At 70.8% G+C, this 18,788-nt stretch carries 19 protein-coding genes, 3 tRNA genes and 1 pseudogene; 4 read left to right on the top strand and 19 right to left on the bottom strand.

The genetic code is table 11. The features are described from left to right. Positions 1 to 123: 123 nt before the first annotated feature. The 7 genes from ACGFYH_RS04940 to ACGFYH_RS04910 form a co-directional block, all read right to left on the bottom strand. Positions 124 to 1,590: an MFS transporter gene (locus tag ACGFYH_RS04940; RefSeq protein ID WP_393801726.1), complete on the bottom strand. Its 1,467-nt coding sequence runs from the start codon at positions 1,588 to 1,590 to the stop codon at positions 124 to 126. Positions 1,591 to 1,712: 122 nt separating this feature from the next. Further along, entirely contained in the window at positions 1,713 to 2,303 is a 591-nt protein-coding gene (locus ACGFYH_RS04935) for a TetR/AcrR family transcriptional regulator (protein ID WP_393801725.1), read from the bottom strand. A gap of 284 nt (positions 2,304 to 2,587) precedes the next feature. Then, on the bottom strand, positions 2,588 to 3,016 hold the full coding sequence (locus ACGFYH_RS04930; protein ID WP_393801946.1) for a MaoC family dehydratase: 429 nt from the start codon (positions 3,014 to 3,016) through the stop codon (positions 2,588 to 2,590). Positions 3,017 to 3,035: 19 nt separating this feature from the next. Next, positions 3,036 to 3,488, bottom strand: coding sequence for a MaoC family dehydratase N-terminal domain-containing protein (locus tag ACGFYH_RS04925; RefSeq protein WP_393801724.1), 453 nt, complete (start codon positions 3,486 to 3,488; stop codon positions 3,036 to 3,038). A 190-nt stretch (positions 3,489 to 3,678) separates the two neighbouring features. Continuing rightward, positions 3,679 to 3,843, bottom strand: coding sequence for a 50S ribosomal protein L33 (rpmG, locus tag ACGFYH_RS04920; protein ID WP_018834916.1), 165 nt, complete (start codon positions 3,841 to 3,843; stop codon positions 3,679 to 3,681). Positions 3,844 to 3,931: 88 nt separating this feature from the next. After that, a tRNA-Met gene (locus ACGFYH_RS04915) sits at positions 3,932 to 4,004 on the bottom strand. Between the two features lie 45 nt (positions 4,005 to 4,049). Next, positions 4,050 to 4,122 (bottom strand) — tRNA-Thr (locus tag ACGFYH_RS04910). A 213-nt stretch (positions 4,123 to 4,335) separates the two neighbouring features. On the opposite strand from ACGFYH_RS04910, the gene ACGFYH_RS04905 reads away from it, so the two are divergent. Together ACGFYH_RS04905 and ACGFYH_RS04900 are read left to right on the top strand one after the other, a co-directional pair. Further along, complete coding sequence (locus ACGFYH_RS04905) at positions 4,336 to 5,658, top strand: hydrolase (RefSeq protein WP_393801723.1); 1,323 nt, start codon at positions 4,336 to 4,338, stop codon at positions 5,656 to 5,658. A gap of 307 nt (positions 5,659 to 5,965) precedes the next feature. Continuing rightward, positions 5,966 to 6,622 carry an SDR family oxidoreductase gene (locus tag ACGFYH_RS04900; protein WP_393801722.1) on the top strand — a complete coding sequence of 219 codons (657 nt, stop codon included), beginning with the start codon at positions 5,966 to 5,968 and terminating at the stop codon, positions 6,620 to 6,622. A 35-nt stretch (positions 6,623 to 6,657) separates the two neighbouring features. On the opposite strand, the gene ACGFYH_RS04895 is transcribed toward ACGFYH_RS04900, so the two are convergent. Together ACGFYH_RS04895 and ACGFYH_RS04890 are read right to left on the bottom strand one after the other, a co-directional pair. Then, positions 6,658 to 6,876: a hypothetical protein gene (locus tag ACGFYH_RS04895; protein WP_031034672.1), complete on the bottom strand. Its 219-nt coding sequence runs from the start codon at positions 6,874 to 6,876 to the stop codon at positions 6,658 to 6,660. 150 nt (positions 6,877 to 7,026) lie between these two features. Continuing rightward, positions 7,027 to 7,108 (bottom strand) — tRNA-Tyr (locus ACGFYH_RS04890). Between the two features lie 235 nt (positions 7,109 to 7,343). Between ACGFYH_RS04890 and ACGFYH_RS04885 the strand changes: the two genes are divergently transcribed. After that, positions 7,344 to 7,832 (top strand): YajQ family cyclic di-GMP-binding protein, encoded by a 489-nt coding sequence (locus tag ACGFYH_RS04885; protein ID WP_127892003.1) that lies wholly within the window; start codon positions 7,344 to 7,346, stop codon positions 7,830 to 7,832. A gap of 74 nt (positions 7,833 to 7,906) precedes the next feature. Here the strand turns inward: ACGFYH_RS04885 and ACGFYH_RS04880 are convergent, their stop codons facing one another. Continuing rightward, on the bottom strand, positions 7,907 to 8,173 hold the full coding sequence (locus ACGFYH_RS04880; protein ID WP_393801721.1) for a GlsB/YeaQ/YmgE family stress response membrane protein: 267 nt from the start codon (positions 8,171 to 8,173) through the stop codon (positions 7,907 to 7,909). A 139-nt stretch (positions 8,174 to 8,312) separates the two neighbouring features. Between ACGFYH_RS04880 and ACGFYH_RS04875 the strand changes: the two genes are divergently transcribed. Then, positions 8,313 to 9,557, top strand: a complete 1,245-nt coding sequence (locus ACGFYH_RS04875) for an APC family permease (RefSeq protein ID WP_393801720.1) — start codon at positions 8,313 to 8,315, stop codon at positions 9,555 to 9,557. A gap of 82 nt (positions 9,558 to 9,639) precedes the next feature. Here the strand turns inward: ACGFYH_RS04875 and ACGFYH_RS04870 are convergent. The 9 genes and pseudogenes from ACGFYH_RS04870 to ACGFYH_RS04830 all read right to left on the bottom strand — a co-directional run bounded on the left by ACGFYH_RS04870 (position 9,640) and on the right by ACGFYH_RS04830 (position 18,786). Continuing rightward, positions 9,640 to 10,304, bottom strand: a pseudogene (locus ACGFYH_RS04870) (SMI1/KNR4 family protein). Positions 10,305 to 10,390: 86 nt separating this feature from the next. Continuing rightward, positions 10,391 to 10,804: a YccF domain-containing protein gene (locus ACGFYH_RS04865; protein WP_393801719.1), complete on the bottom strand. Its 414-nt coding sequence runs from the start codon at positions 10,802 to 10,804 to the stop codon at positions 10,391 to 10,393. Then, positions 10,801 to 11,664 (bottom strand): zinc metalloprotease HtpX, encoded by an 864-nt coding sequence (gene htpX, locus ACGFYH_RS04860; RefSeq protein ID WP_393801718.1) that lies wholly within the window; start codon positions 11,662 to 11,664, stop codon positions 10,801 to 10,803. Before htpX ends, ACGFYH_RS04865 begins: the two co-directional genes overlap by 4 nt. 262 nt (positions 11,665 to 11,926) lie before the next feature. Then, entirely contained in the window at positions 11,927 to 13,498 is a 1,572-nt protein-coding gene (locus ACGFYH_RS04855; protein ID WP_393801717.1) for an NADH-quinone oxidoreductase subunit N, read from the bottom strand. Next, positions 13,495 to 15,093 carry an NADH-quinone oxidoreductase subunit M gene (locus ACGFYH_RS04850; protein ID WP_393801716.1) on the bottom strand — a complete coding sequence of 533 codons (1,599 nt, stop codon included), beginning with the start codon at positions 15,091 to 15,093 and terminating at the stop codon, positions 13,495 to 13,497. The genes ACGFYH_RS04855 and ACGFYH_RS04850 overlap by 4 nt, the downstream gene beginning before the upstream one ends. 6 nt (positions 15,094 to 15,099) lie before the next feature. After that, positions 15,100 to 17,094 (bottom strand): NADH-quinone oxidoreductase subunit L, encoded by a 1,995-nt coding sequence (locus tag ACGFYH_RS04845; RefSeq protein ID WP_393801715.1) that lies wholly within the window; start codon positions 17,092 to 17,094, stop codon positions 15,100 to 15,102. Continuing rightward, positions 17,091 to 17,483: an NADH-quinone oxidoreductase subunit NuoK gene (nuoK, locus tag ACGFYH_RS04840; protein ID WP_393801714.1), complete on the bottom strand. Its 393-nt coding sequence runs from the start codon at positions 17,481 to 17,483 to the stop codon at positions 17,091 to 17,093. The genes ACGFYH_RS04845 and nuoK overlap by 4 nt, the downstream gene beginning before the upstream one ends. Then, positions 17,483 to 18,229 (bottom strand): NADH-quinone oxidoreductase subunit J, encoded by a 747-nt coding sequence (locus ACGFYH_RS04835; protein ID WP_393801713.1) that lies wholly within the window; start codon positions 18,227 to 18,229, stop codon positions 17,483 to 17,485. Before ACGFYH_RS04835 ends, nuoK begins: the two co-directional genes overlap by 1 nt. After that, positions 18,226 to 18,786 carry a NuoI/complex I 23 kDa subunit family protein gene (locus ACGFYH_RS04830; protein WP_393801712.1) on the bottom strand — a complete coding sequence of 187 codons (561 nt, stop codon included), beginning with the start codon at positions 18,784 to 18,786 and terminating at the stop codon, positions 18,226 to 18,228. The genes ACGFYH_RS04835 and ACGFYH_RS04830 overlap by 4 nt, the downstream gene beginning before the upstream one ends. Positions 18,787 to 18,788: the final 2 nt, after the last annotated feature.

Here is an 18,788-nt window from a genome sequence, read left to right as displayed (position 1 = left end):
TGGTGCGTTGTTGCTTCTGCTGCGCTGTTGCTTTTGTGGCTTCGTTACCTCTGGGGCTTCATGGCTTCTGCGGCTGCTGCGGCTTCTGTGGCTTCTGTTGCTTCCGCTGCTTCCGTGCGCGGTTCAGAGAGGGGTCGGCGGCGCCGTCGTGGCGAGCGCAGGTTCCGCGGCCGGTTCCGTCGCCGGTGCGGTCGAGGGGCCTCCGTCACCGGTCCGTCGGCGGGACGGGATCACCAGCGCGGCGACGCCGCCGAGGGCCACCACTCCGGCGCCCGCGGCGACCGCGGGCCGCAGTCCGTCGACGAAGGACTGCGCGGACTCGTAGCCGCCCTGCGCCGCGAAGATCGACGCCATGACGGCGATGCCGAGCGCACCGCCCACCTCGCGCAGGGCGTTGTTGGCGCCGGAGGCGATTCCCTGCTCCTTGGCGGCCACGCTGGACATCACCAGCGCGGAGGCGGGGGCGAAGTACAGAGCCATGCCGATCCCGCTGATGATCAGGCCGGGCAGCTGGATGCCGTAGGAGGCGTCGGCCGTGATCACGGCGGCGAGGTAGCCGAGGCCGGCCGCCTGGAGGAAGAGACCGGCCGCGACGACCGGCCGCCCTCCGATCCGGTCCGAGAGGATGCCGGCGACCGGTGCGACCAGCATCGGCATGCCGGTCCAGGGCAGCATGCGCAGGCCCGCCCCGGTGGGCGTGTAGCCGAGCACGCCCTGCATGTACTGGCTGAGCAGGAAGATCGAGCCGAACATCCCCAGGAACATCAGCAGGCTCGCCGCGTTGACGCCGGAGAAGGCACGGGAGCGGAACAGCCGCATGGGAAGCATGGGGTTCCTGGCGCGGGTGCTGTAGAGGACGAAGCCGACGAGCAGGGCGGTACCGGCGGACAGAGCCGCCAGCACCGCGGCGTCGGTCCAGCCGTCGGCGGGTCCGCGGACCAGGCCGTAGACGATGCCGAAGAGTCCGCCGCTGGCGAGCAGGGTGCCGGGTATGTCGAGCGGGGCACCGGTGCCGTGCGACTCCGCGAGGCGGAGGCGGGCGAGGGGTAGCAGGGCCACGCCCAGCGGAACGTTCAGCCAGAAGATCCACTGCCAGGAGATGTGCTCGGTGAGGCTGCCGCCGACCAGCGGCCCGGAGGCCACGGCGAGCCCGTTGACCGCGCCCCAGATGCCGTACGCCATCCCGCGGCGCTCGGCGGGCACGGCGGCCGTCAGCAGGGTGAGCGTCAGCGGCATCATGATCGCCGCACCCACGCCCTGCGCCGCGCGGGCGGCTATGAGCGAGTCGATACCGGGCGCCATGGCCGCGGCGGCCGATGCGCCGGTGAAGACGGTGATGCCGACGAGGAAGAGCCTGCGGCGTCCGAAGCGGTCACCCAGAGCCGCTCCGGTCATCAGGAGGACGGCGAAGGTGAGCGTGTAGGCGCTCACTGTCCACTCAAGGTCGTGCAGCCCCCCGCCCAGGTCCTCGCGGATGGAGGGCAGGGCCGTGGTGACGACGAGATTGTCCAGGGCCGCCATGAAACCGGCGACGCTGGTGATGACGAGGGCCCAGACTGTGCCCCCGCGACGTGCCTTCTGCTGTGACATCTCTCCCCCAGAGGGCGTGCAGTGCTTGCGATCAAGCGGTTAGTAATTGATGACTAACTTTCAGGGCCTTACGGCCACGCAAGCCCGGGCACGCACTGCGCGTCCGGGTCACCCCCACCTGCTCACGTGTCTTCCTCCGCGGACCGGACGGACCGGGCGTGCTTGATCCGCGCCGAGTCGTAGAGTCCGTCCCAGACCCGATGCTCGGGCGGGAACCCCATGCCGGCCAGGGTGTTGATGAGCATGCCGGACGCCATGAAGGCCGTCGTCCCGGCGACGTCGCCACCCAGGGGCAGATGTACGGCGTCCCAGAGTTCCAGCCAGCCCCTGCGGACCATCTCGCCGAACTCGTGTTCCCCCGCCGCCTCCGCCGCCGCGACCGCGACGTACACCTGCAACTGCATCTGGAGCTTCTCGGGCTGCTCGGAGATCAGTCGCGCATAGGCGTCGGCCATGGCGTGCAGGGCCTCTTCGCCGTGCAGACCCTCGGACGCCGCCTCGAACACCTTGCGCGTGTCCTGCAGGCAGCGCTCCGCCACCGCGAGGAAGATCGCTTTCTTGCCCGGGAAGAGCCGGAAGAGGTACGGCTGAGACACACCCACCCGCTTGGCGATGTCTTCCGTGGACGTGCCGTAGTAGCCGCCCCGGGCGAACTCGCTCGTCGCCGCCCGGATGACACTCTCGCGCCGCTCTTCCGCGCTCATCCTGACCATGAGGCAAAAGTTAGTACTCAATCACTTACTTCGTCAAGGTGTCTTCTGAAGTGCGGTGGCGAGACGGCGGCGGCGCAGCGGTAAGGGGTGTTCTCCAGGGAGGACGCCCCTTACCGCCATCTCTTTCCGAGAGGACCCCGCGCGGGCCGAATCGGTCAGTCCGGTCGGCGGGACGGGTCAGGCCAGTCGGCAGGACCGGTCAGTCCGGTCGCAGGACCGGTCAGGCCAGTCGGCAAGACCGGTCAGGCCAGTAGCAGGACCGGTCAGGCCAGTAGCAGGACCGGTCAGGCCAGTCGCACGACGGCCCGGGACATGCCGAGGACCTTCTGGCCTGCGCTGGTGGCCGTGAGGTCGACGCGGACGGTGCGGTCGTCGAGCTTGGCCGCCACCTTGCCCCTGACCTCGATCACGGCCCCCTGGTCGTCGTTCGGAACGACGACGGGCCTGGTGAAGCGGACTCCGTACTCCACGACCGCGCCCGGATCACCGACCCAGTCGGTGACCACGCGGATCGCCTCGGCCATGGTGAACATGCCGTGCGCGATGACGTCCGGCAGGCCCACCTCCTTGGCGAACTTCTCGTTCCAGTGGATCGGGTTGAAGTCACCGGAGGCGCCCGCGTACCGCACGAGCCGGGCCCGGTCCACCGGGAAGCTCCGCGCGGGCAGCTCGGTGCCCACCTCGACGTCGTCGTACGCGACCTTCGCCTTCACGGGCTGCGTCATGGAATGCTCACGCCTCCTCGGCCGCACGGGCCACAAGCTTGGTCCAGGCGGTCACGACGTGCTCGCCCGCCTCGTCATGGACCTCACCACGGATGTCCAGGATGTCGTTGCCCGCCATCGACTTGACCGCCTCGATCGTCGAGGTGACCGTGAGCCGGTCGCCGGCCCGCACCGGACGGACGTAGGCGAACTTCTGGTCGCCGTGCACCACCCGGCCGTAGTCCAGCCCGAGCTGCGGATCCTCGATGACCCGACCCGCCGCCCTGAAAGTGATCGAGAACACGAACGTCGGCGGCGCGATCACGTCCGGATGGCCGAGCGTCTTCGCCGCCTCCGCATCGGTGTACGCCGGGTTGGTGTCCCCCACCGCCTCCGCGAACTCACGGATCTTCTCCCGGCCCACCTCATAGGGCTCGGTGGGCGGATAGGTCCGCCCCACGAACGACTGGTCGAGCGCCATGGGCTCGCAACCTCCTGCTACTGCTCTTCGTGGCTGTGGCGACTAGCTCTTGTGACGACGAGTTCCTGCGACAACGAGGGCTTGCGCCGGCATGAGCCTGCGCCGGCAAGGGCCGGTGACGGCAAGGGCCGGTGACAACGACACGAGGCCGCCCCCAAGCTTCGGGGACGGCCTCGTGTACGAGCCTGTTCTATCGCGTCTCGCGGTGCGCGGTGTGCGCGTTGCAACGCGGGCAGTGCTTCTTCATCTCCATTCGGTCCGGGTTGTTACGCCGGTTCTTCTTGGTGATGTAGTTCCGCTCCTTGCACTCCACGCAGGCCAGCGTGATCTTCGGGCGGACGTCGGTGGCAGCCACGTGAGTGCTCCTTGACGAACGGATTGATGGTATTAACGCAGGAAGAGTAGCCGATCGAAGGACCGACCCCGCAATCGGCTACTGAAAGTAGCGGTGACCGGACTTGAACCGGTGACACAGCGATTATGAGCCGCTTGCTCTACCGACTGAGCTACACCGCTGTGATGCGATCGGCCCCGCCTCGCGACGGGAACCTCTCACACCAGAGCCCCAAAACGGAATCGAACCGTTGACCTTCTCCTTACCATGGAGACGCTCTGCCGACTGAGCTATTGGGGCGAGCGATGAAGACATTACACGGTCGCCCGCCGTTCGCCCAAATCCGTTTCGCCGCCCCTGTCCCGTACCGTCCCGACCGCTGTGGGAAGGGCGGACGGCACCGGTACGACTATTGCGCTCCTCCGCGCCACGGGCTGATCACCGTCCTAGGCTCGACTCACTCTGCGTGATCTTGCGTCCCCCACTGCGCAGCCCCGAGCCCAGAGGAGCGCGATGCCCGACAGTCAGCCGCAGCCGCCCCACTCGCCCTCCCCCTCGGACCCCGCCGGCCGCGGTTCGCTTCTGCTCTCCGGGGCGCGGCTCACCGACGGCCGGACCGTGGACGTACGGCTCTGCGGCGGGCGCATCGAGGCGGTCGGCACGGCCGGAAGCCTGACCCCGGGCCGCCCGCTCCGCAGCCTGACCCCGGGCCGGACACCCGACCCCGGTACCCGCCTGGACCTCGGCGGATACCTGCTCCTCCCCGCTCCCGCCGATCCTCACGTCCACGCCGACACGGCACTCACGGCCGACGTCCCGGGGCCCGTCTCCTACGACCCCGAGGACATCCGGCGACGGGCCACCGAGGCCGCCCTGCTCCAGTTGGGACACGGCGCCACCGCGCTGCGGGCGCACGTGCGGGTGGGTGACGTACCGGGACTGGGTGCGCTGACCGCCGTACTGCGGGCCCGGCGCTCGCTGCGCGGGCTCACCGAACTGACCGCGGTGGCGATGCCGAGGGTACTGACCGGGGTGGCCGGTGCCGACGGGCTGGCAATGCTGCGGGACGCGGTCAAGATGGGCGCGGACGTGGTGGGCGGGTGCCCGGACCTGGACCCCGATCCGACGGGCTACGTGGAGGCGGTCCTGGAGGTCGCCGCGGAGCACGGCTGCCCGGTCGACCTGCACACGGACGCCGCCGATCCGGCGCGGCTGGCCCGTCTGGCGGCGATGGCGGGCGGGCTGCGCCCCGGGGTGGCACTCGGTCCCTGCGACGGCCTGGCCCGGCTGCCCGCCGAGGTGGTCTCCCGGGCCGCGGACCAGCTCGCGGCGGCCGGAGTGACGGTGGTCTGCCTGCCACAGGGCGCCTGCGGGGCGGTGGACCACCCCGACGGCACGGTTCCGGTACGGCTGTTGCGGGCGGCCGGGGTGCGGGTCGCGGCTGGGAGCGGTGCGCTGCGGGACGTGTCCAACCCGGTGGGGCGCGGCGACCCCTTGGAGGCGGCGTATCTGCTGGCCTCGCGCCACGGGCTGCGTCCCGAGGACGCGTTCGACGCGGTGAGCGCGGCGGCACGGGCGGCCCTCGGCCTGCCCGAGGTACGGGTGGAGGCGGGCTTCCCGGCCGAGCTCGTCGCCGTACGCGGGGACCGGCTGGCGGGCGCGCTGTCGCTGGCGTACAGCCGGATCGTGGTGCACCGAGGGCGCGTGGTGGCACGGACCAGTGCGGTACGGGAGTACGGCGACTCGACCGCCGCGACGGACCTGGGGCTGCCCCGGCAGGGGCGCGGCGGGCGAGAACGCCGCGACGGGCGCGGCAGCTGCGGGGACATGGCCTGAGGCAGCGGCTGGCCTGGTCGGTCCGGGCCGTCCGGCCGGCCTGCCTGCTTCATCTGGTCCGGCCTGTCCGGCCCAGCTTGGTCTGGTCTGGTCTGGTTTCTTTGGGCAGCGTGGGCCGCCCGCAGCGGGGCGGGCTCGGGGCGGGCCGGGACGGCCCGGGACTTACGCAGCGTGCTCGCACGGACCGTCTCCCTGATCCGGGCCGGCGGCGAGCGGTGAAGCGGCGTGGTGCGGGCGGTCGAAGTCGGGCGGCGCGGGCGTCGAAGTCGTGCGGCGCGGGCCGCCGTCGGGGCGTACGGTCGAAGACATGCGCATTGTCATCGCTGGTGGTCATGGTCAGATCGCGCTGCGGCTGGAGCGGTTGCTCGCCGCGCGCGATGACGAGGTGGCGGGCATCATCCGCAAGGCCGAGCAGGCCGACGACCTGCGTGCGGCCGGCGCCGAACCGGTCGTGCTGGACCTGGAGTCGGCCTCGGTCGAGGAGGTGGCGGAGCGGCTGCGGGGCGCGGACGCGGCGGTCTTCGCGGCGGGGTCCGGCCCCGGGAGCGGGGCGGCCCGCAAGGACACGGTGGACAAGGCGGCCGCGGTCCTCTTCGCGGACGCGGCGGTCCGGGCCGGTGTACGGCGGTTCCTGATCGTGTCGTCCATGGGCGCCGACCCACGGCACCAGGGGGACGACGTCTTCGACGTCTACCTGCGCGCCAAGGGCGAGGCCGACGCCTACGTCAGCTCGCTGAACGCCCTCGCCTGGACGATCCTGCGCCCGGGCGCCCTGACGGACGACGCGGGCACGGGCCTCGTACGCCTGGAGGCGCACACCGGCCGTGGCCCCGTTCCGCGCGACGACGTCGCCGCCGTCCTGGCGGAACTGGTCGACACGCCGGCCGCGAGCGGCCTGGCGCTGGAGCTGATCAGCGGTTCGACGCCTGCCTCGGTGGCGGTGAAGTCGGTGGCCGGGAACTGAGGGCGGCGCGGGACGCGAACCGTCGGGGCAGACGGTCAGAACAAGGGCAGCTGTCCGGGGAAATCAGGGACCACGTATCCGTCCAGGGACGGCTGCGCCGCGCCGAGTTGCGCCGGCCGACGCGAACCCGGACAGGACACGAGCTCACCGCTCCCCCGTGCACCGGGCGGGTCATGGCGCGCGTACCGACCCGCGACGACGGCGATCTCGCGACGGCACTCGGGGCAGGTTCTGCGACGGGAGGACGAGGCCATGGCTCCAGTCTGCCGCCCTAGGCGCGACCCCGAAGCCGGGACCCACGGGGCGTCCTCTTCCGGGATGCCACATGCCGACATACGACGGCATAGGACGAAGACCCCCGTGGCCTGCTGTTTACGCAGGTCACGGGGGTCTTCGTTCCCGTGTGGCGGCGCCAGGATTCGAACCTGGGAAGGCTGAGCCGGCAGATTTACAGTCTGCTCCCTTTGGCCGCTCGGGCACACCGCCGGGGTTCGCTGCCCGTCGAACCGCTTTTCGGCGGCGCTCCGGGGCAACGACGTAAACAATACCTGATGTGGAGGGGTGCTTCGCCACCCGATTGATCGCCGCCCGGGGCTCGGCGGGTGGCTAGGCTTGTCCGGATGCGGCCGTGGACCCTGCCGGGCTCGGCGGCCGCCCATGTATGCCGGTACGGACCCGATACGCGGCCCGACACGCACCCAGATGCAAGGAGCCACAGGACATGGCCGACTCCAGTTTCGACATCGTCTCGAAGGTCGAGCGGCAGGAGGTCGACAACGCCCTCAACCAGGCCGCCAAGGAGATCTCGCAGCGCTACGACTTCAAGGGCGTGGGCGCCTCGATCTCGTGGTCCGGGGAGAAGATCCTCATGGAGGCCAACTCCGAGGACCGGGTGAGCGCAGTCCTCGACGTCTTCCAGTCCAAGCTGATCAAGCGTGGCATCTCGCTCAAGGCTCTGGACGCGGGCGAGCCCCAGCTCTCCGGCAAGGAGTACAAGATCTTCGCGTCGATCGAGGAGGGCATTTCCCAGGAGAACGCGAAGAAGGTGGCCAAGCTCATCCGCGACGAGGGCCCCAAGGGCGTGAAGGCGCAGGTACAGGGCGAGGAGCTGCGGGTCTCCTCGAAGAGCCGCGACGATCTGCAGACCGTGATCGCCCTGCTGAAGGGCCAGGACTTCGACTTCGCGCTGCAGTTCGTGAACTACCGGTGACCTGCTGAGCCGGCGGCGAAAGGGGGTGGGCACCCGACGGTGCCCGCCCTTCCTCGATCGTGGTCCGCGCGTGGTCAGTCGCGCGAGTTGCCGAACAGGAGCCGGTAGGCGACCAGGAGCACCAGGGAACCGCCGATCGCGGCCGCCCAGGTGGCGCCGTCGTAGAAATCCTTGCTGATCGGGTGGTCCAGCCAGCGGGCCGATATCCAGCCGCCGATGAACGCACCCGCGATGCCGATGAGGGTGGTTCCGATGAACCCTCCGGGGTCGCGGCCCGGCAGCAGGAACTTGGCGATGGCTCCGGCCAACAGTCCGAGGATGATCCAGCTGATGACGGTCATGCCGTGACCCTGCCCTTTCTCGCTGTGCCCGCACTGTCCCAGTGCTGTGGGCTCGTTCCTCGGCGGTGTTCATGTCCTCTTGGTGGAGAGGACGTTCCGACCACGCCCGATGGTTGCGGTGATCAGTATGGTGCGACCCATGACACCTGCGGAATCGGAGCTGCGGCGCACTTTGGGTCTGGGCGACGCCGTCGTCGTGGGACTCGGCTCCATGATCGGCGCCGGGGTCTTCGCCGCGCTGGCACCTGCGGCGCGTGCCGCAGGGTCGGGGCTGCTCCTCGCCCTCGCCGTGGCAGCCGCCGTCGCCTACTGCAACGCCATGTCGTCGGCCCGGCTGGCCGCCCGGTACCCGGCCTCGGGCGGTACGTACGTCTATGGACGTGAGCGGCTCGGGGAGTTCTGGGGATATCTCGCGGGCTGGTCGTTCGTCGTCGGGAAGACGGCCTCCTGTGCTGCCATGGCGCTCACCGTGGGCGCGTACGTCTGGCCGGAGCAGGCGCACGTCGTGGCGGTGGCGGCCGTGGTGGCACTGACCGCGGTGAACTACGGCGGGATACAGAAGTCGGCCTGGCTGACGCGGGTGATCGTGGCGGTGGTCCTCGCTGTCCTCGCTTCCGTGGTGGTGGTGTGTCTGGGGTCGGCACGGGCCGGCACCGAGCGGTTGGACGTCGGCCTGTCGGGCGGTCCCGGCGGGATTCTGCAGGCTGCCGGCCTGCTGTTCTTCGCGTTCGCGGGGTACGCGCGCGTGGCGACCCTCGGTGAGGAGGTGCGGGACCCGCGGCGCACGATTCCACGCGCTGTCCCGCTGGCTCTGGGCTTCACGCTGGCGGTGTACGGGTGTGTGGCGGTGGCTGTCCTTTCCGTGCTGGGCCCGAGCGGTCTGGGGCAGGCGACGGCGCCACTGGCCGACGCGGTGCGGGCGGCCGGTCTGCCGGGGCTGGCGCCGGTCGTGCGGGTGGGTGCCGCCGTGGCCGCGCTGGGCTCCCTGCTGGCGCTGATCCTGGGGGTTTCACGGACGACGCTGGCCATGGCCCGGGACCGTCATCTGCCCCGGGTGCTGGCGGCGGTGCATCCGCGTTCCCGGGTGCCGCACCGGGCGGAGCTGGCCGTGGGCGCGGTGGTCGCGGTCCTGGCGGCGACGGTGGACGTACGCGGGGCGATCGGTTTCTCCTCCTTCGGTGTGCTGGCGTACTACGCCGTGGCCAACGCCTCGGCCTGGACGCTCGATCCGTCGAGGGCATCGCTGGTCGTGCCGACGCTGGGGCTGGTCGGTTGTGTGGTGCTCGCGTTCTCGCTTCCGGCGGTCTCGGTCGTCGTGGGCGTGGGTGTCCTGGCGGTGGGTGTGGTGGCTTACGGGGTGCGGGGGCAGCAGGTCCCGCGGTAGGCGGCGGGGGGCCGCGCGGCGACGCCCGGCCGCTCGCCGGCGCCTCTCGTCCCCGGACGGGAGTGGTTCGGTCCGGTTTGCCTCAGGACGCCCGTGCGGACGGCGTATCCGTCTTACGGGGCCGTCTACCGGTGCGCGGGGGGAAGTCGGCCCACGCGGTCGGCTCCGGGCCCTCGTTGGCTTCCTCGTACCAGTCCGTGCCGTCGCCCCGGACGCGCAGCCAGTCGGGGAGGCTCGGGGCGTCGACGTACCAGACGTGGTCGGCGTCGCCGGCGTTGGGCTCGAAGAGGAGGACGGTGGCTTGCGGGGAGCGGCAGTCGACGCACGCGTACATCGCGCGCAGCCCCAGTGGGATATCGGCAGGACGCCCTCGGGCCAGGGCCGGTCGGAGGACTTCACGCCGCTCTCGCGGTTGGCGAGGTACTGGGTGACGGCGGCGGGCTCGCTGGACGGTGGGCTGTCGAGCAGGGACAACAGCCCGTACTCCGGACCGAGTCTGCCGTCTCCTCCGCGCAGGTACAGCTCGGCGAGCAGCGAGGGGAAGGAGAAGCCGAGGGCCTCCGCCTCCGCGCGGGCAGGCGTGGCCACGGGCTCGGGCTCGGGCTCGGGCTCGGGCTCGGGCTCGGGCTCGGGCTCGGGCTCGGGCTCGGGCTCGGGCTCGGGCTCGGGCTGGGAAGCCCAGCCCCATGGGCGGGTGTTCCGCGCTTTGACGGCCACCCGGTCCAGCAACTGCTCGATCTCGGACATGGCTTCATGATGCAGGCCCCCACTGACACCCGGCCGGGCCTGTGGACAACCTGGAAGTTGTGGACAACGAGAGTCCTTGAGGGCTCCTACCAGCCGGTGCGCTGCGTCGTTCCGGCCGTGAACGGCTGGTCCGTGCGCACGATCTCGCGCCCCAGGGGGAGCAGTGAGACGGGGATCAGCTTGAAGTTGGCGATGCCGAGCGGGATGCCGATGATCGTGACGCACAGCGCGATGCCGGTCACGATGTGGCCGAGGGCCAGCCACCAGCCCGCGAGGAGGAGCCACAGCACGTTTCCGATGCAGGAGGGGGCTCCGGCGTCGCGGCGCTCGACCGCCGTGTACCCGAAGGGCCACAGGGCGTAGACACCGATGCGGAAGGCCGCGATGCCGAACGGGATGCCGATAATCGTGATGCACAGCAGCGCGCCGGCGAACAGGTAGCCGAGGAACAGCCAGAAGCCGCTGAGCACGAGCCAAATGACGTTGAGGATGGTCTTCACTGCTGACGACCTGCCATCTTTTCGAGTCGGGCGATTCGCTCCGCCATCGGCGGGTGGGTGGAGAACATCTTCGAGAGCCCCCGCTCAGGACGGAAGGGATTGGCGATCATCATGTGGCTGGCGGTCTCGATCCTGGGCTCCTGGGGGAGCGGAAGCCGCTTGGTGCCCAGTTCCAGTTTGCGCAGAGCGCCGGCCAGCGCGAGCGGGTCACCGGTGAGCTGGGCGCCGGCAGCGTCGGCCTCGTACTCCCTGGAGCGGCTGATCGCCAGTTGGATGACCGTGGCCGCGAGCGGTCCGAGAAGCATGATGAGGAGCAGGCCCAGCAGACCGGGTCCGTCATCGTCGCTGGACCGTCCGAAGGGGATCAGCCAGGCGAAGTTGACCAGGAACATGATCACGGAGGCGAGGGCGCCGGCGACGGAGGAGATCAGGATGTCGCGGTTGTAGACGTGGCTGAGTTCGTGCCCGATGACCCCGCGCAGCTCGCGCTCGTCGAGCAGGCGCATGATGCCTTCGGTGCAGCACACGGCCGCGTTGCGCGGGTTGCGGCCGGTCGCGAAGGCGTTGGGCGCCTCCGTCGGTGAGATGTACAGGCGCGGCATCGGCTGGCGGGCCTGGGTGGAGAGCTCGCGGATCATGCGGTACAACGCCGGGGCCTCGAACTCGCTGACCGGGCGGGCGCGCATCGCACGCAGGGCGAGCTTGTCGCTGTTCCAGTACGCGTACGCGTTGGTGCCCAGGGCGACGAGGACGGCGACGACGAGCCCCGCTCGGCCGAAGAAGCTGCCGATGACGATGATGAGTGCGGACAGTCCCCCGAGGAGTACTGCGGTCCTGAGCCCGTTGTGCCGGCGGTGCACGGTACGCCCTCCAAGTGGTGCAGCAGGGGAACCCTTCGCTTGCTTGGTCTCGCTCGCTGTGGTTGCTTCCTGGTCTCCGGTGCCACCGGTGCCGTGGCGGCACGTCCAGTGGACCCTTCCCTACTGGTCAACGCCAGGCGAGGGCCGCCAGTTCCCCGACGCCCAGCAGGGCGCGCGTGGTCGGTACGGATGACGGCCGCAGCGGGTGGCACGCGCGCGGGGGGGCCGGGGGCCGCCCGCACGTGTGCCTGCGCGGGGTGCTTCAGAAGAGCCCGGTGTCGGTGAAGCGCAGGATCAGCTGGGGCGCTCCGGAGAGGGCGACGGCGAGGACGGCGGTCACGGCGAGCGCGGCCGTGAGGGGGGCGGGAACGCGGTGTCCGACGGCCGCGTCCTCGGGCGACCGGAACAGCAGAGCCGTCCATTGGAGGTAGTAGTAGAGCGCGATCACGACGTTGACGGTCATGACGACGGCCAGCCAGCCGAGTCCGGCGTCGACGGCCGCGGAGAACACCGTGACCTTGGCGAAGAGGCCGATGATGCCGGGCGGCAGCCCGGCGAGGCAGAGCAGGAAGAACGCCAGGAGGAGAGCGGTGAGGGGATTGGCGGCGTACAGGCCGCGGTAGTCGGCCACGCGGTTCAGGGACCGCCTGCGGCCCACGAGTGCGGCCACCGCGAAGGCGCCGAGGTTCACCGCGCCGTACATGAGCGCGTAGGCGACGGTGGAGCCGATCGAGCGTTCGGGGTCGTCGGAGTACGCTGCGGCGGCGATCGGCACCAGGAGGTAGCCCGCCTGGCCGACGGACGACCAGGCGAGCAGGCGTACCGCGCTGTACGCGCGCGTGGCCCGCTGCCGGAGGGCACCTACGTTGCCGACGGTCATGGTGAGCGCGGCCAGCACCGCGAGGGCGGGGCCCCAGACGTCGGCGTAGGACGGGAGCGCCACGACGGTGACGAGGATGAGGCCGGAGAAGCCGACCGCTTTGCCGACCACGGACAGATAGGCCGCGATCGGCAGGGGTGCGCCCACGTAGGTGTCGGGCACCCAGAAGTGGAAGGGCACGGCGGCCGTCTTGAAGGCGAAGCCGACGAGGGTGAGGACGACGCCGGTCTGGGCGAGGGTGGTGAGCTGCCCGTCGACGTACTGGATGCGGTCGGCCACCTGGGTGAGGTGGAGAGTGCCGGTGGTGGCGTACACGAAGCTGATGCCCATGAGACCGACTGCGGTCGCGGTGACCGAGGACAGGAAGAACTTGAGCGCCGCTTCCGAGGATCTGCGGTCGCCCTGCCGGAGGCCGACGAGGGCGAAGGCGGGCAGGGAAGCGACCTCCAGGGCGACGATGAGCGTGGCGAGGTCGCGGGAGGCGGGCAGGAGCGCTGCGCCGGCCGCGGAGGAGAGCAGCAGGAACCAGTACTCGCCCTCGGGCAGTCCCCGGTCGGCGTCCTTCACGGCGGTGACGGACAGGAGGGCGGTGAGGAGGGCGCCGCCGAGCACCAGGAACTGGATGGCAAGGGTGAAGGTGTCGGCGGTGTAGCTGCAGGTGCCGGGCTCGCCGGTCAGGCAGAACGTCGAGCGGCCGTCATTCACCAGGGGCAGCAGCATGAGGGCGGAGGCGGCGAGTCCGGCGACCGAGATCCAGCCGAGCAGGGACGTGCGGGCGTCCTTGACGAACAGGTCCGTGACGAGGACGACGAGTCCGACGACCGCCGTGATGGTGGGCGGCGCGATGGCGAGCCAGTCGACGGACTGGACGAGGTTCTGGGCCAGTGGCTGCACCGGGCTCTGGGCCAGTGGCTGAGACAGGGCCTCGGCGAGAGGCTGGGCCGGGAAGCTCATCGGGTGCCTCCTGAGAGGAGCTGCTGCACGGCCGGATCGGTCAGTCCGAGGAGGGTTCTGGGCCACAGCCCGGCGAGGACGGTGAGGGCGACGAGCGGGGTCCAGGCGGCGAACTCGTACGTGCGCACGTCGGCGAGTTTCGGCGCTTCGTGCGGTACGGCGCCCATGCAGACGCGGCGGACCACGATCAGCATGTACGCGGCGGTCAGCAGGGTGCCGAGGGCGGCGATCGCCATGAAGGTGAGGAACGCGGGGCGGCTGAGGTCGTCGTGCGGGTCGAAGGCGCCGAACAGGGCGAGCATCTCGCCCCAGAACCCGGCCAGGCCCGGCAGGCCCAGAGAGGCGACCGCGGCGAAGGCGAGCAGGCCCCCGAGGTGCGGCGCCTTGCCGTACAGGGCCGCTCCGGTCTCCCTGGCGAGGGTGTCGAGGTCGGTGGTTCCGGTGCGGTCCTTGAGCGCGCCGACCACGAAGAAGAGCAGACCGGTGATGAGGCCGTGGGCGATGTTGGCGAACAGGGCGCCGTTCACGCCGGTCGGGGTCATGGTCGCGACGCCGAGCAGGACGAAGCCCATGTGGCCGACGGAGGAGTAGGCGATGAGGCGCTTGAGGTCGCCCTTCGCGCCTCTTCTGGCGAGGGCCAGGCAGGCCAGCGAGCCGTAGATGATGCCGACCACGGCGAAGGCCGCGAGGTACGGCGCGAAGACGCGGAAGCCGTCCGGCGCGGCCGGAAGCAGAATGCGGACCATCCCGTACGTACCCATCTTCAGCAGGACGCCGGCCAGCAGGACCGAGCCGACGGTCGGCGCGGCGGTGTGGGCGTCGGGCAGCCAGCTGTGCAGCGGCCACATCGGAGTCTTGACCGCGAGCCCGATCCCGATCGCCAGAACTGCGGTGACCTGCACGGATGTGGTCAGCGACCGACCGTTGTCAGTGGCGAGTGCCACCATGTCGAATGTGCCCGCCGTGATTCCGATCAGGAGCAGGCCGAGCAGCATGACGACGGAGCCGAGGAGCGTGAAGAGGATGAACTTCCAGGCGGCCGCGGTCCGTTCCTCGCCGTCCCAGCGGGCGATGAGGAAGTACATCGGGATGAGGACCATCTCGAAGGCGAGGAAGAACAGGATCAGATCGAGGACGGCGAAGGTCGCGAGGGTGCCGGACTCCAGCACGAGCAGCAGCGCGACGAAGGCCTTCGGGCCGGCGCCCGTGGCCCGCGGCGTCGGTCGCTCGTGGTGCCGCTTGAAGTACGTGTAGAGCGCGCAGAGGAAGGTCAGCAGCGCGGTCAGGACCAGGAGGGGGAGGGAGATGCCGTCGATGCCGAGGTGGATGCGCACGTCGAGTGCCGGGATCCAGCTGATGTCCGTGCTGGCCTGCATCTTCGACGGATGGTCGTGGTCGAAGCCGAGCACGAGGACGACCGCCGCGACGAGGACGGCGCCGGTGACGGTGACGCCGTGCCGGAGTACGGCCTGCTCGGGGGAGTTTCCCTTCAGCCCGGGCGGGGCCGGCAGAAGAGCGGCGGCGGCGCCTACGAGCGGACCTACGACGAGGAACGCGAGAAGGAACTGCATCACGGACTCGTTGATATCGATCACGCCTGCTCACGCTCCCGTGGCGACGAGGACGGCGGCGACCGCGAGGACGACGGTGCCGGCGAGCAGCGCGCTCACATAGGTCTGCACATTGCCGGTCTGGGCACGACGCACGGCGGCCCCGAGCAAGCGGGGCAGGGCGCCCGCCCCGCGTACGTAGGTGTCGACGACCTCGCGGTCGAGGAACCGGACGAGACTCGCTCCGGCCTGGACCGGGCGGACGAAGAGGGTCGTGTACACCGCGTCCAGATGGAAACCGGCGGCCGCGTGCCGGTGCACCGGGCCCAGGAGAAGCCGTCCCGGGTCCGACGGGTCGGGCGCGGAGGCGATGTTTCCGTAGGCGGGCCGGTGACTGGCGATGGCCTCGGCCTCCACCAGGGCGGCGTCGCCCTCGGGGTGGGCCGCGACCGCGCCCAGCGGGGCGCGGGCCGGGATCGCCGTGGTGTGTCGCCAGGCGGCGTAGGTGACGATGCCGCCGACCAGGGCCACGCCCGTACCGAGCACCGAGGTGGTGGGGGTCGGGGCGAGGTCGTGGCCGTCGAACCAGTCGGGCAGCAGGCGGAAGGCGAGCCCGCCGAGGGCGAGGGAGGGGATGGCGAGCACCCAGAGCACGGCGTTCATGACCACCGGCTGCCTGCCGTGGTCGGGGGCTTGGGCGCCCCGTCCGCGGAAGGCCAGTAGCCACAGTCGCGTCGCGTAGGCGGCGGTGAGCAGGGCCGTGATCAGACCGGCGACGAGGACGGTCCAGCCGGCGGCGCCGGGTGCGTGCTCGGTGTGGCCGGTGGCGACGTGCTCCGCGACGCCGAGGACGGACTCCTTGGAGAAGAAGCCGCTGAAGGGCGGGATCGCGGCGAGTGCGAGCAGCGCCACGGTCGTCGTCCAGTAGGCGTCCGGGACGCGTTCGCGCAGGTCCCGCATGCGGGACATGGCGGCCAGCGAGTTGGTGCCGGCGGCGTGGATGACCACTCCGGCGGCGAGGAACAGCAGCGCCTTGAAGGCGCCGTGCGCAAGGAGGTGGAAGACGGCGGCACCGCGGTCGCCCGCGGCGAGGGCGCCGGTCATGTAGCCGAGCTGCCCGATCGTCGAGTAGGCGAGGACGCGCTTGATGTCGTCCTGGGCGAGGGCGGCGAGCGCGGAGCCGACCATCGTGACGGCGGCCATGACGGCGAGGACGACCATCGCGGCGCGTGAGGCCTCGAAGAGCGGAAGGAGCCGGGCGACGAAGTACACACCGGCGGCGACCATCGTCGCGGCGTGGATCAGCGCGGAGACGGGTGTCGGGCCCGCCATCGCGTCGGGGAGCCAGGTGTGCAGCGGGAACTGCGCCGACTTGCCCGCCACACCGGCCAGGAGCAGCAGGGCGATCAGCGTCGGGTGGCCGAGCGATCCGTCGGCCACCGCACCGAGGACCCGGGTGATGCGGAAGGAGCCGGCCTCGGTGGCCAGGGCCAGCAGACCGATCAGGAAGGGGACGTCACCGAGCTTGGTCACCAGGAATGCCTTGAGGGAGGCGGCGCGCGCCTCCGGGGTCTCCCAGTAGTGGCCGACCAGGAAGTACGAGCAGATGCCCATGATCTCCCAGCCGACCAGCAGCACCATCAGGTCGCCGGAGTAGACGACGAGGAACATGGCGGAGGTGAACAGGGAGACGAGGGCCGCGTACGAGGCGTAGCGCGGATCGTCGCGGAGGTAGCCCGTCGAGTAGATCTGCACGCAGGTGGCGACGCAGCCGACCAGGACGGCGACGAGGGCGGCGAAGCCGTCGATGTGCAGGGCGAGTTCGACGGGGACCGAGCCGGTGGGTGTCAGCTCCGTGACGGCGTCGACGGCGCGGTCACCGCCCTGGCGGGCCGCGACGAGGGCGGCGAGGACGAGGGCAGCCAGCGTCGGCAGTACGGCGAGGGGGCGGACGAATCCGGGCCCCGATCGGCCGAGCAGGAATCCGGCGGCTGCCCCGAGGAAGGGAAGGAGGGGGACGAGGACGGCGAGGTTGGTGGTGGTCACGCGGTGGCCTCAGCCTTCTCGGCGGCCGTCCCGGTCGCGGGGGTGTCGGTGTCGGGGCCGTCCGATTCGTGGCCCTCGGCGGTGTCGCGGAGTTGGTCGATGTCCGAGGTGCCGCGGTTGCGGTGGACGGCGAGGACGATCGCCAGGCCGATACCGATCTCGGCGGCCGCGATGGCGATCGTGAAGAGGGTCAGGGCCTGGCCGGAGTGCAGGGTCTCCTCGGCGGCCTTGCTGAGCCAGACGTCGAAGGCGACCAGGTTGAGGTTGACGGCGTTGAGCATCAGCTCGACCGACATCAGGACCAGGATCGCGTTGCGGCGGGCGAGGACGCCGTAGAGGCCCGTGCAGAAAAGCAGGGCGGCGAGGACGGCCGGATAGGCGAGGTGCATCAGCGGACACCATCCTTGCCGGGACCGTCAGGGGTGCTCGTGTCGGTCCGGGGCGGGCCGGTCCGTGGCGTGCCGGTCCGTGCGGCCTCGGGCTTGGGAGCCTCCGGCTGGGGGGCTTCGGGCTGGGGTGCCTCCGGCTGGGGTGCCGCGCTCGGGCGGTCGGCCTCGGCCTTGCGGGACAGGACGATGGCGCCGACCAGGGCGGCCAGGAGGAGGACGGAGAGGGCCTCGAAGGGGAGGACCCAGTGCTGGAAGAGGCTCGCTCCGGTGACGGCGGTGGAGCCGGCGGCCGGACCTTCCAGGTCGATCCACGTGGTGCGGAAGGCGTCGACGACCACCCACACCAGGGCCGCGGCGGAGGCCACGGCCACGGTGAGGGCGGCCCAGCGGTTGCCTGAGTCCGCGTCCGGAGACCGGCCGATCGGCGCCCTGGTGAGCATCAGGCCGAACAGGATGAGGACGACGACGGCGCCGACATAGATGAGGACTTGGACCCAGGCGATGAACTCGGCTGTGAGCAGGAGGTACTCGACGGCGAGACCACCGAGGGCCACCACCAGACACAGCGCGGCGTGCACGAGCTGGCGGGTGGTGACGGTGGCGACGGCGGCCCCCAGGGCGACCAGGCCGACGAGGAGGAAGGCGATCTCGACGCCGGTCGGGGAGAGGAAACCGTGGGTTCCGGCGGCGGTCGTCGTGGGGTGCGCGTACGCGGTGAGGTGGCCGGCGGTCGATGCGAAGGTCATTCCCGGCCCCCCTGCCCGGGCTGGTCCGTCTGCTGCTGCGCGGCCAGTTTGTCGGCGGCCTTACGGGCTGCGGCGAGCTCCTTGGGTTCCTCCGCGCCGGGGTCGAGGGCGGGCGGGGCCGGGACGGTCCACATCCACTCGCGGAGCTTGTCGCGCTCGTGGGTGAGGTCGCGGATGTCGGTCTCGGCGTACTCGAACTCGGGGGACCAGAACAGGGCGTCGAAAGGACAGACCTCGATGCAGATACCGCAGTACATGCACAGGGCGAAGTCGATGGCGAAACGGTCGAGGACGTTGCGGCTGCGGTCACGCCCGCCGGGGGTCGCCGCCGGGACCGTCTCCTTGTGGGAGTCGATGTAGATGCACCAGTCCGGGCACTCGCGGGCGCACAGCATGCAGACCGTGCAGTTCTCCTCGAACAGACCGATCACACCGCGGGTGCGGGGAGGGAGTTCGGGCTGGGCGTCCGGGTACTGCTCGGTGACGGTCTTCCTCGTCATCGTGCGCAGGGTGACGGCCAGGCCCTTGGCCAGACCCGAGCCGGGGATGGGGGGCATGG

It is taken from the genome of Streptomyces sp. NPDC048392 (genome assembly GCF_043200575.1).
Lineage (GTDB): Bacteria > Actinomycetota > Actinomycetes > Streptomycetales > Streptomycetaceae > Streptomyces.
This window is presented reverse-complemented; position numbering and strand designations above follow the sequence as displayed.

Coding starts and splice junctions, on each gene's coding strand:
- ACGFYH_RS04940 (WP_393801726.1), bottom strand. CDS start 1,590: ATGTCACAGCAGAAGGCACGTCGCGGGGGCACAGTCTGGGCCCTCGTC.
- ACGFYH_RS04935 (WP_393801725.1), bottom strand. CDS start 2,303: ATGGTCAGGATGAGCGCGGAAGAGCGGCGCGAGAGTGTCATCCGGGCG.
- ACGFYH_RS04925 (WP_393801724.1), bottom strand. CDS start 3,488: ATGGCGCTCGACCAGTCGTTCGTGGGGCGGACCTATCCGCCCACCGAG.
- ACGFYH_RS04905 (WP_393801723.1), top strand. CDS start 4,336: ATGCCCGACAGTCAGCCGCAGCCGCCCCACTCGCCCTCCCCCTCGGAC.
- ACGFYH_RS04900 (WP_393801722.1), top strand. CDS start 5,966: ATGCGCATTGTCATCGCTGGTGGTCATGGTCAGATCGCGCTGCGGCTG.
- ACGFYH_RS04895 (WP_031034672.1), bottom strand. CDS start 6,876: ATGGCCTCGTCCTCCCGTCGCAGAACCTGCCCCGAGTGCCGTCGCGAG.
- ACGFYH_RS04885 (WP_127892003.1), top strand. CDS start 7,344: ATGGCCGACTCCAGTTTCGACATCGTCTCGAAGGTCGAGCGGCAGGAG.
- ACGFYH_RS04880 (WP_393801721.1), bottom strand. CDS start 8,173: ATGACCGTCATCAGCTGGATCATCCTCGGACTGTTGGCCGGAGCCATC.
- ACGFYH_RS04875 (WP_393801720.1), top strand. CDS start 8,313: ATGACACCTGCGGAATCGGAGCTGCGGCGCACTTTGGGTCTGGGCGAC.
- ACGFYH_RS04855 (WP_393801717.1), bottom strand. CDS start 13,498: ATGAGCTTCCCGGCCCAGCCTCTCGCCGAGGCCCTGTCTCAGCCACTG.
- nuoK (WP_393801714.1), bottom strand. CDS start 17,483: ATGCACCTCGCCTATCCGGCCGTCCTCGCCGCCCTGCTTTTCTGCACG.
- ACGFYH_RS04835 (WP_393801713.1), bottom strand. CDS start 18,229: ATGACCTTCGCATCGACCGCCGGCCACCTCACCGCGTACGCGCACCCC.
- ACGFYH_RS04830 (WP_393801712.1), bottom strand. CDS start 18,786: ATGCCCCCCATCCCCGGCTCGGGTCTGGCCAAGGGCCTGGCCGTCACC.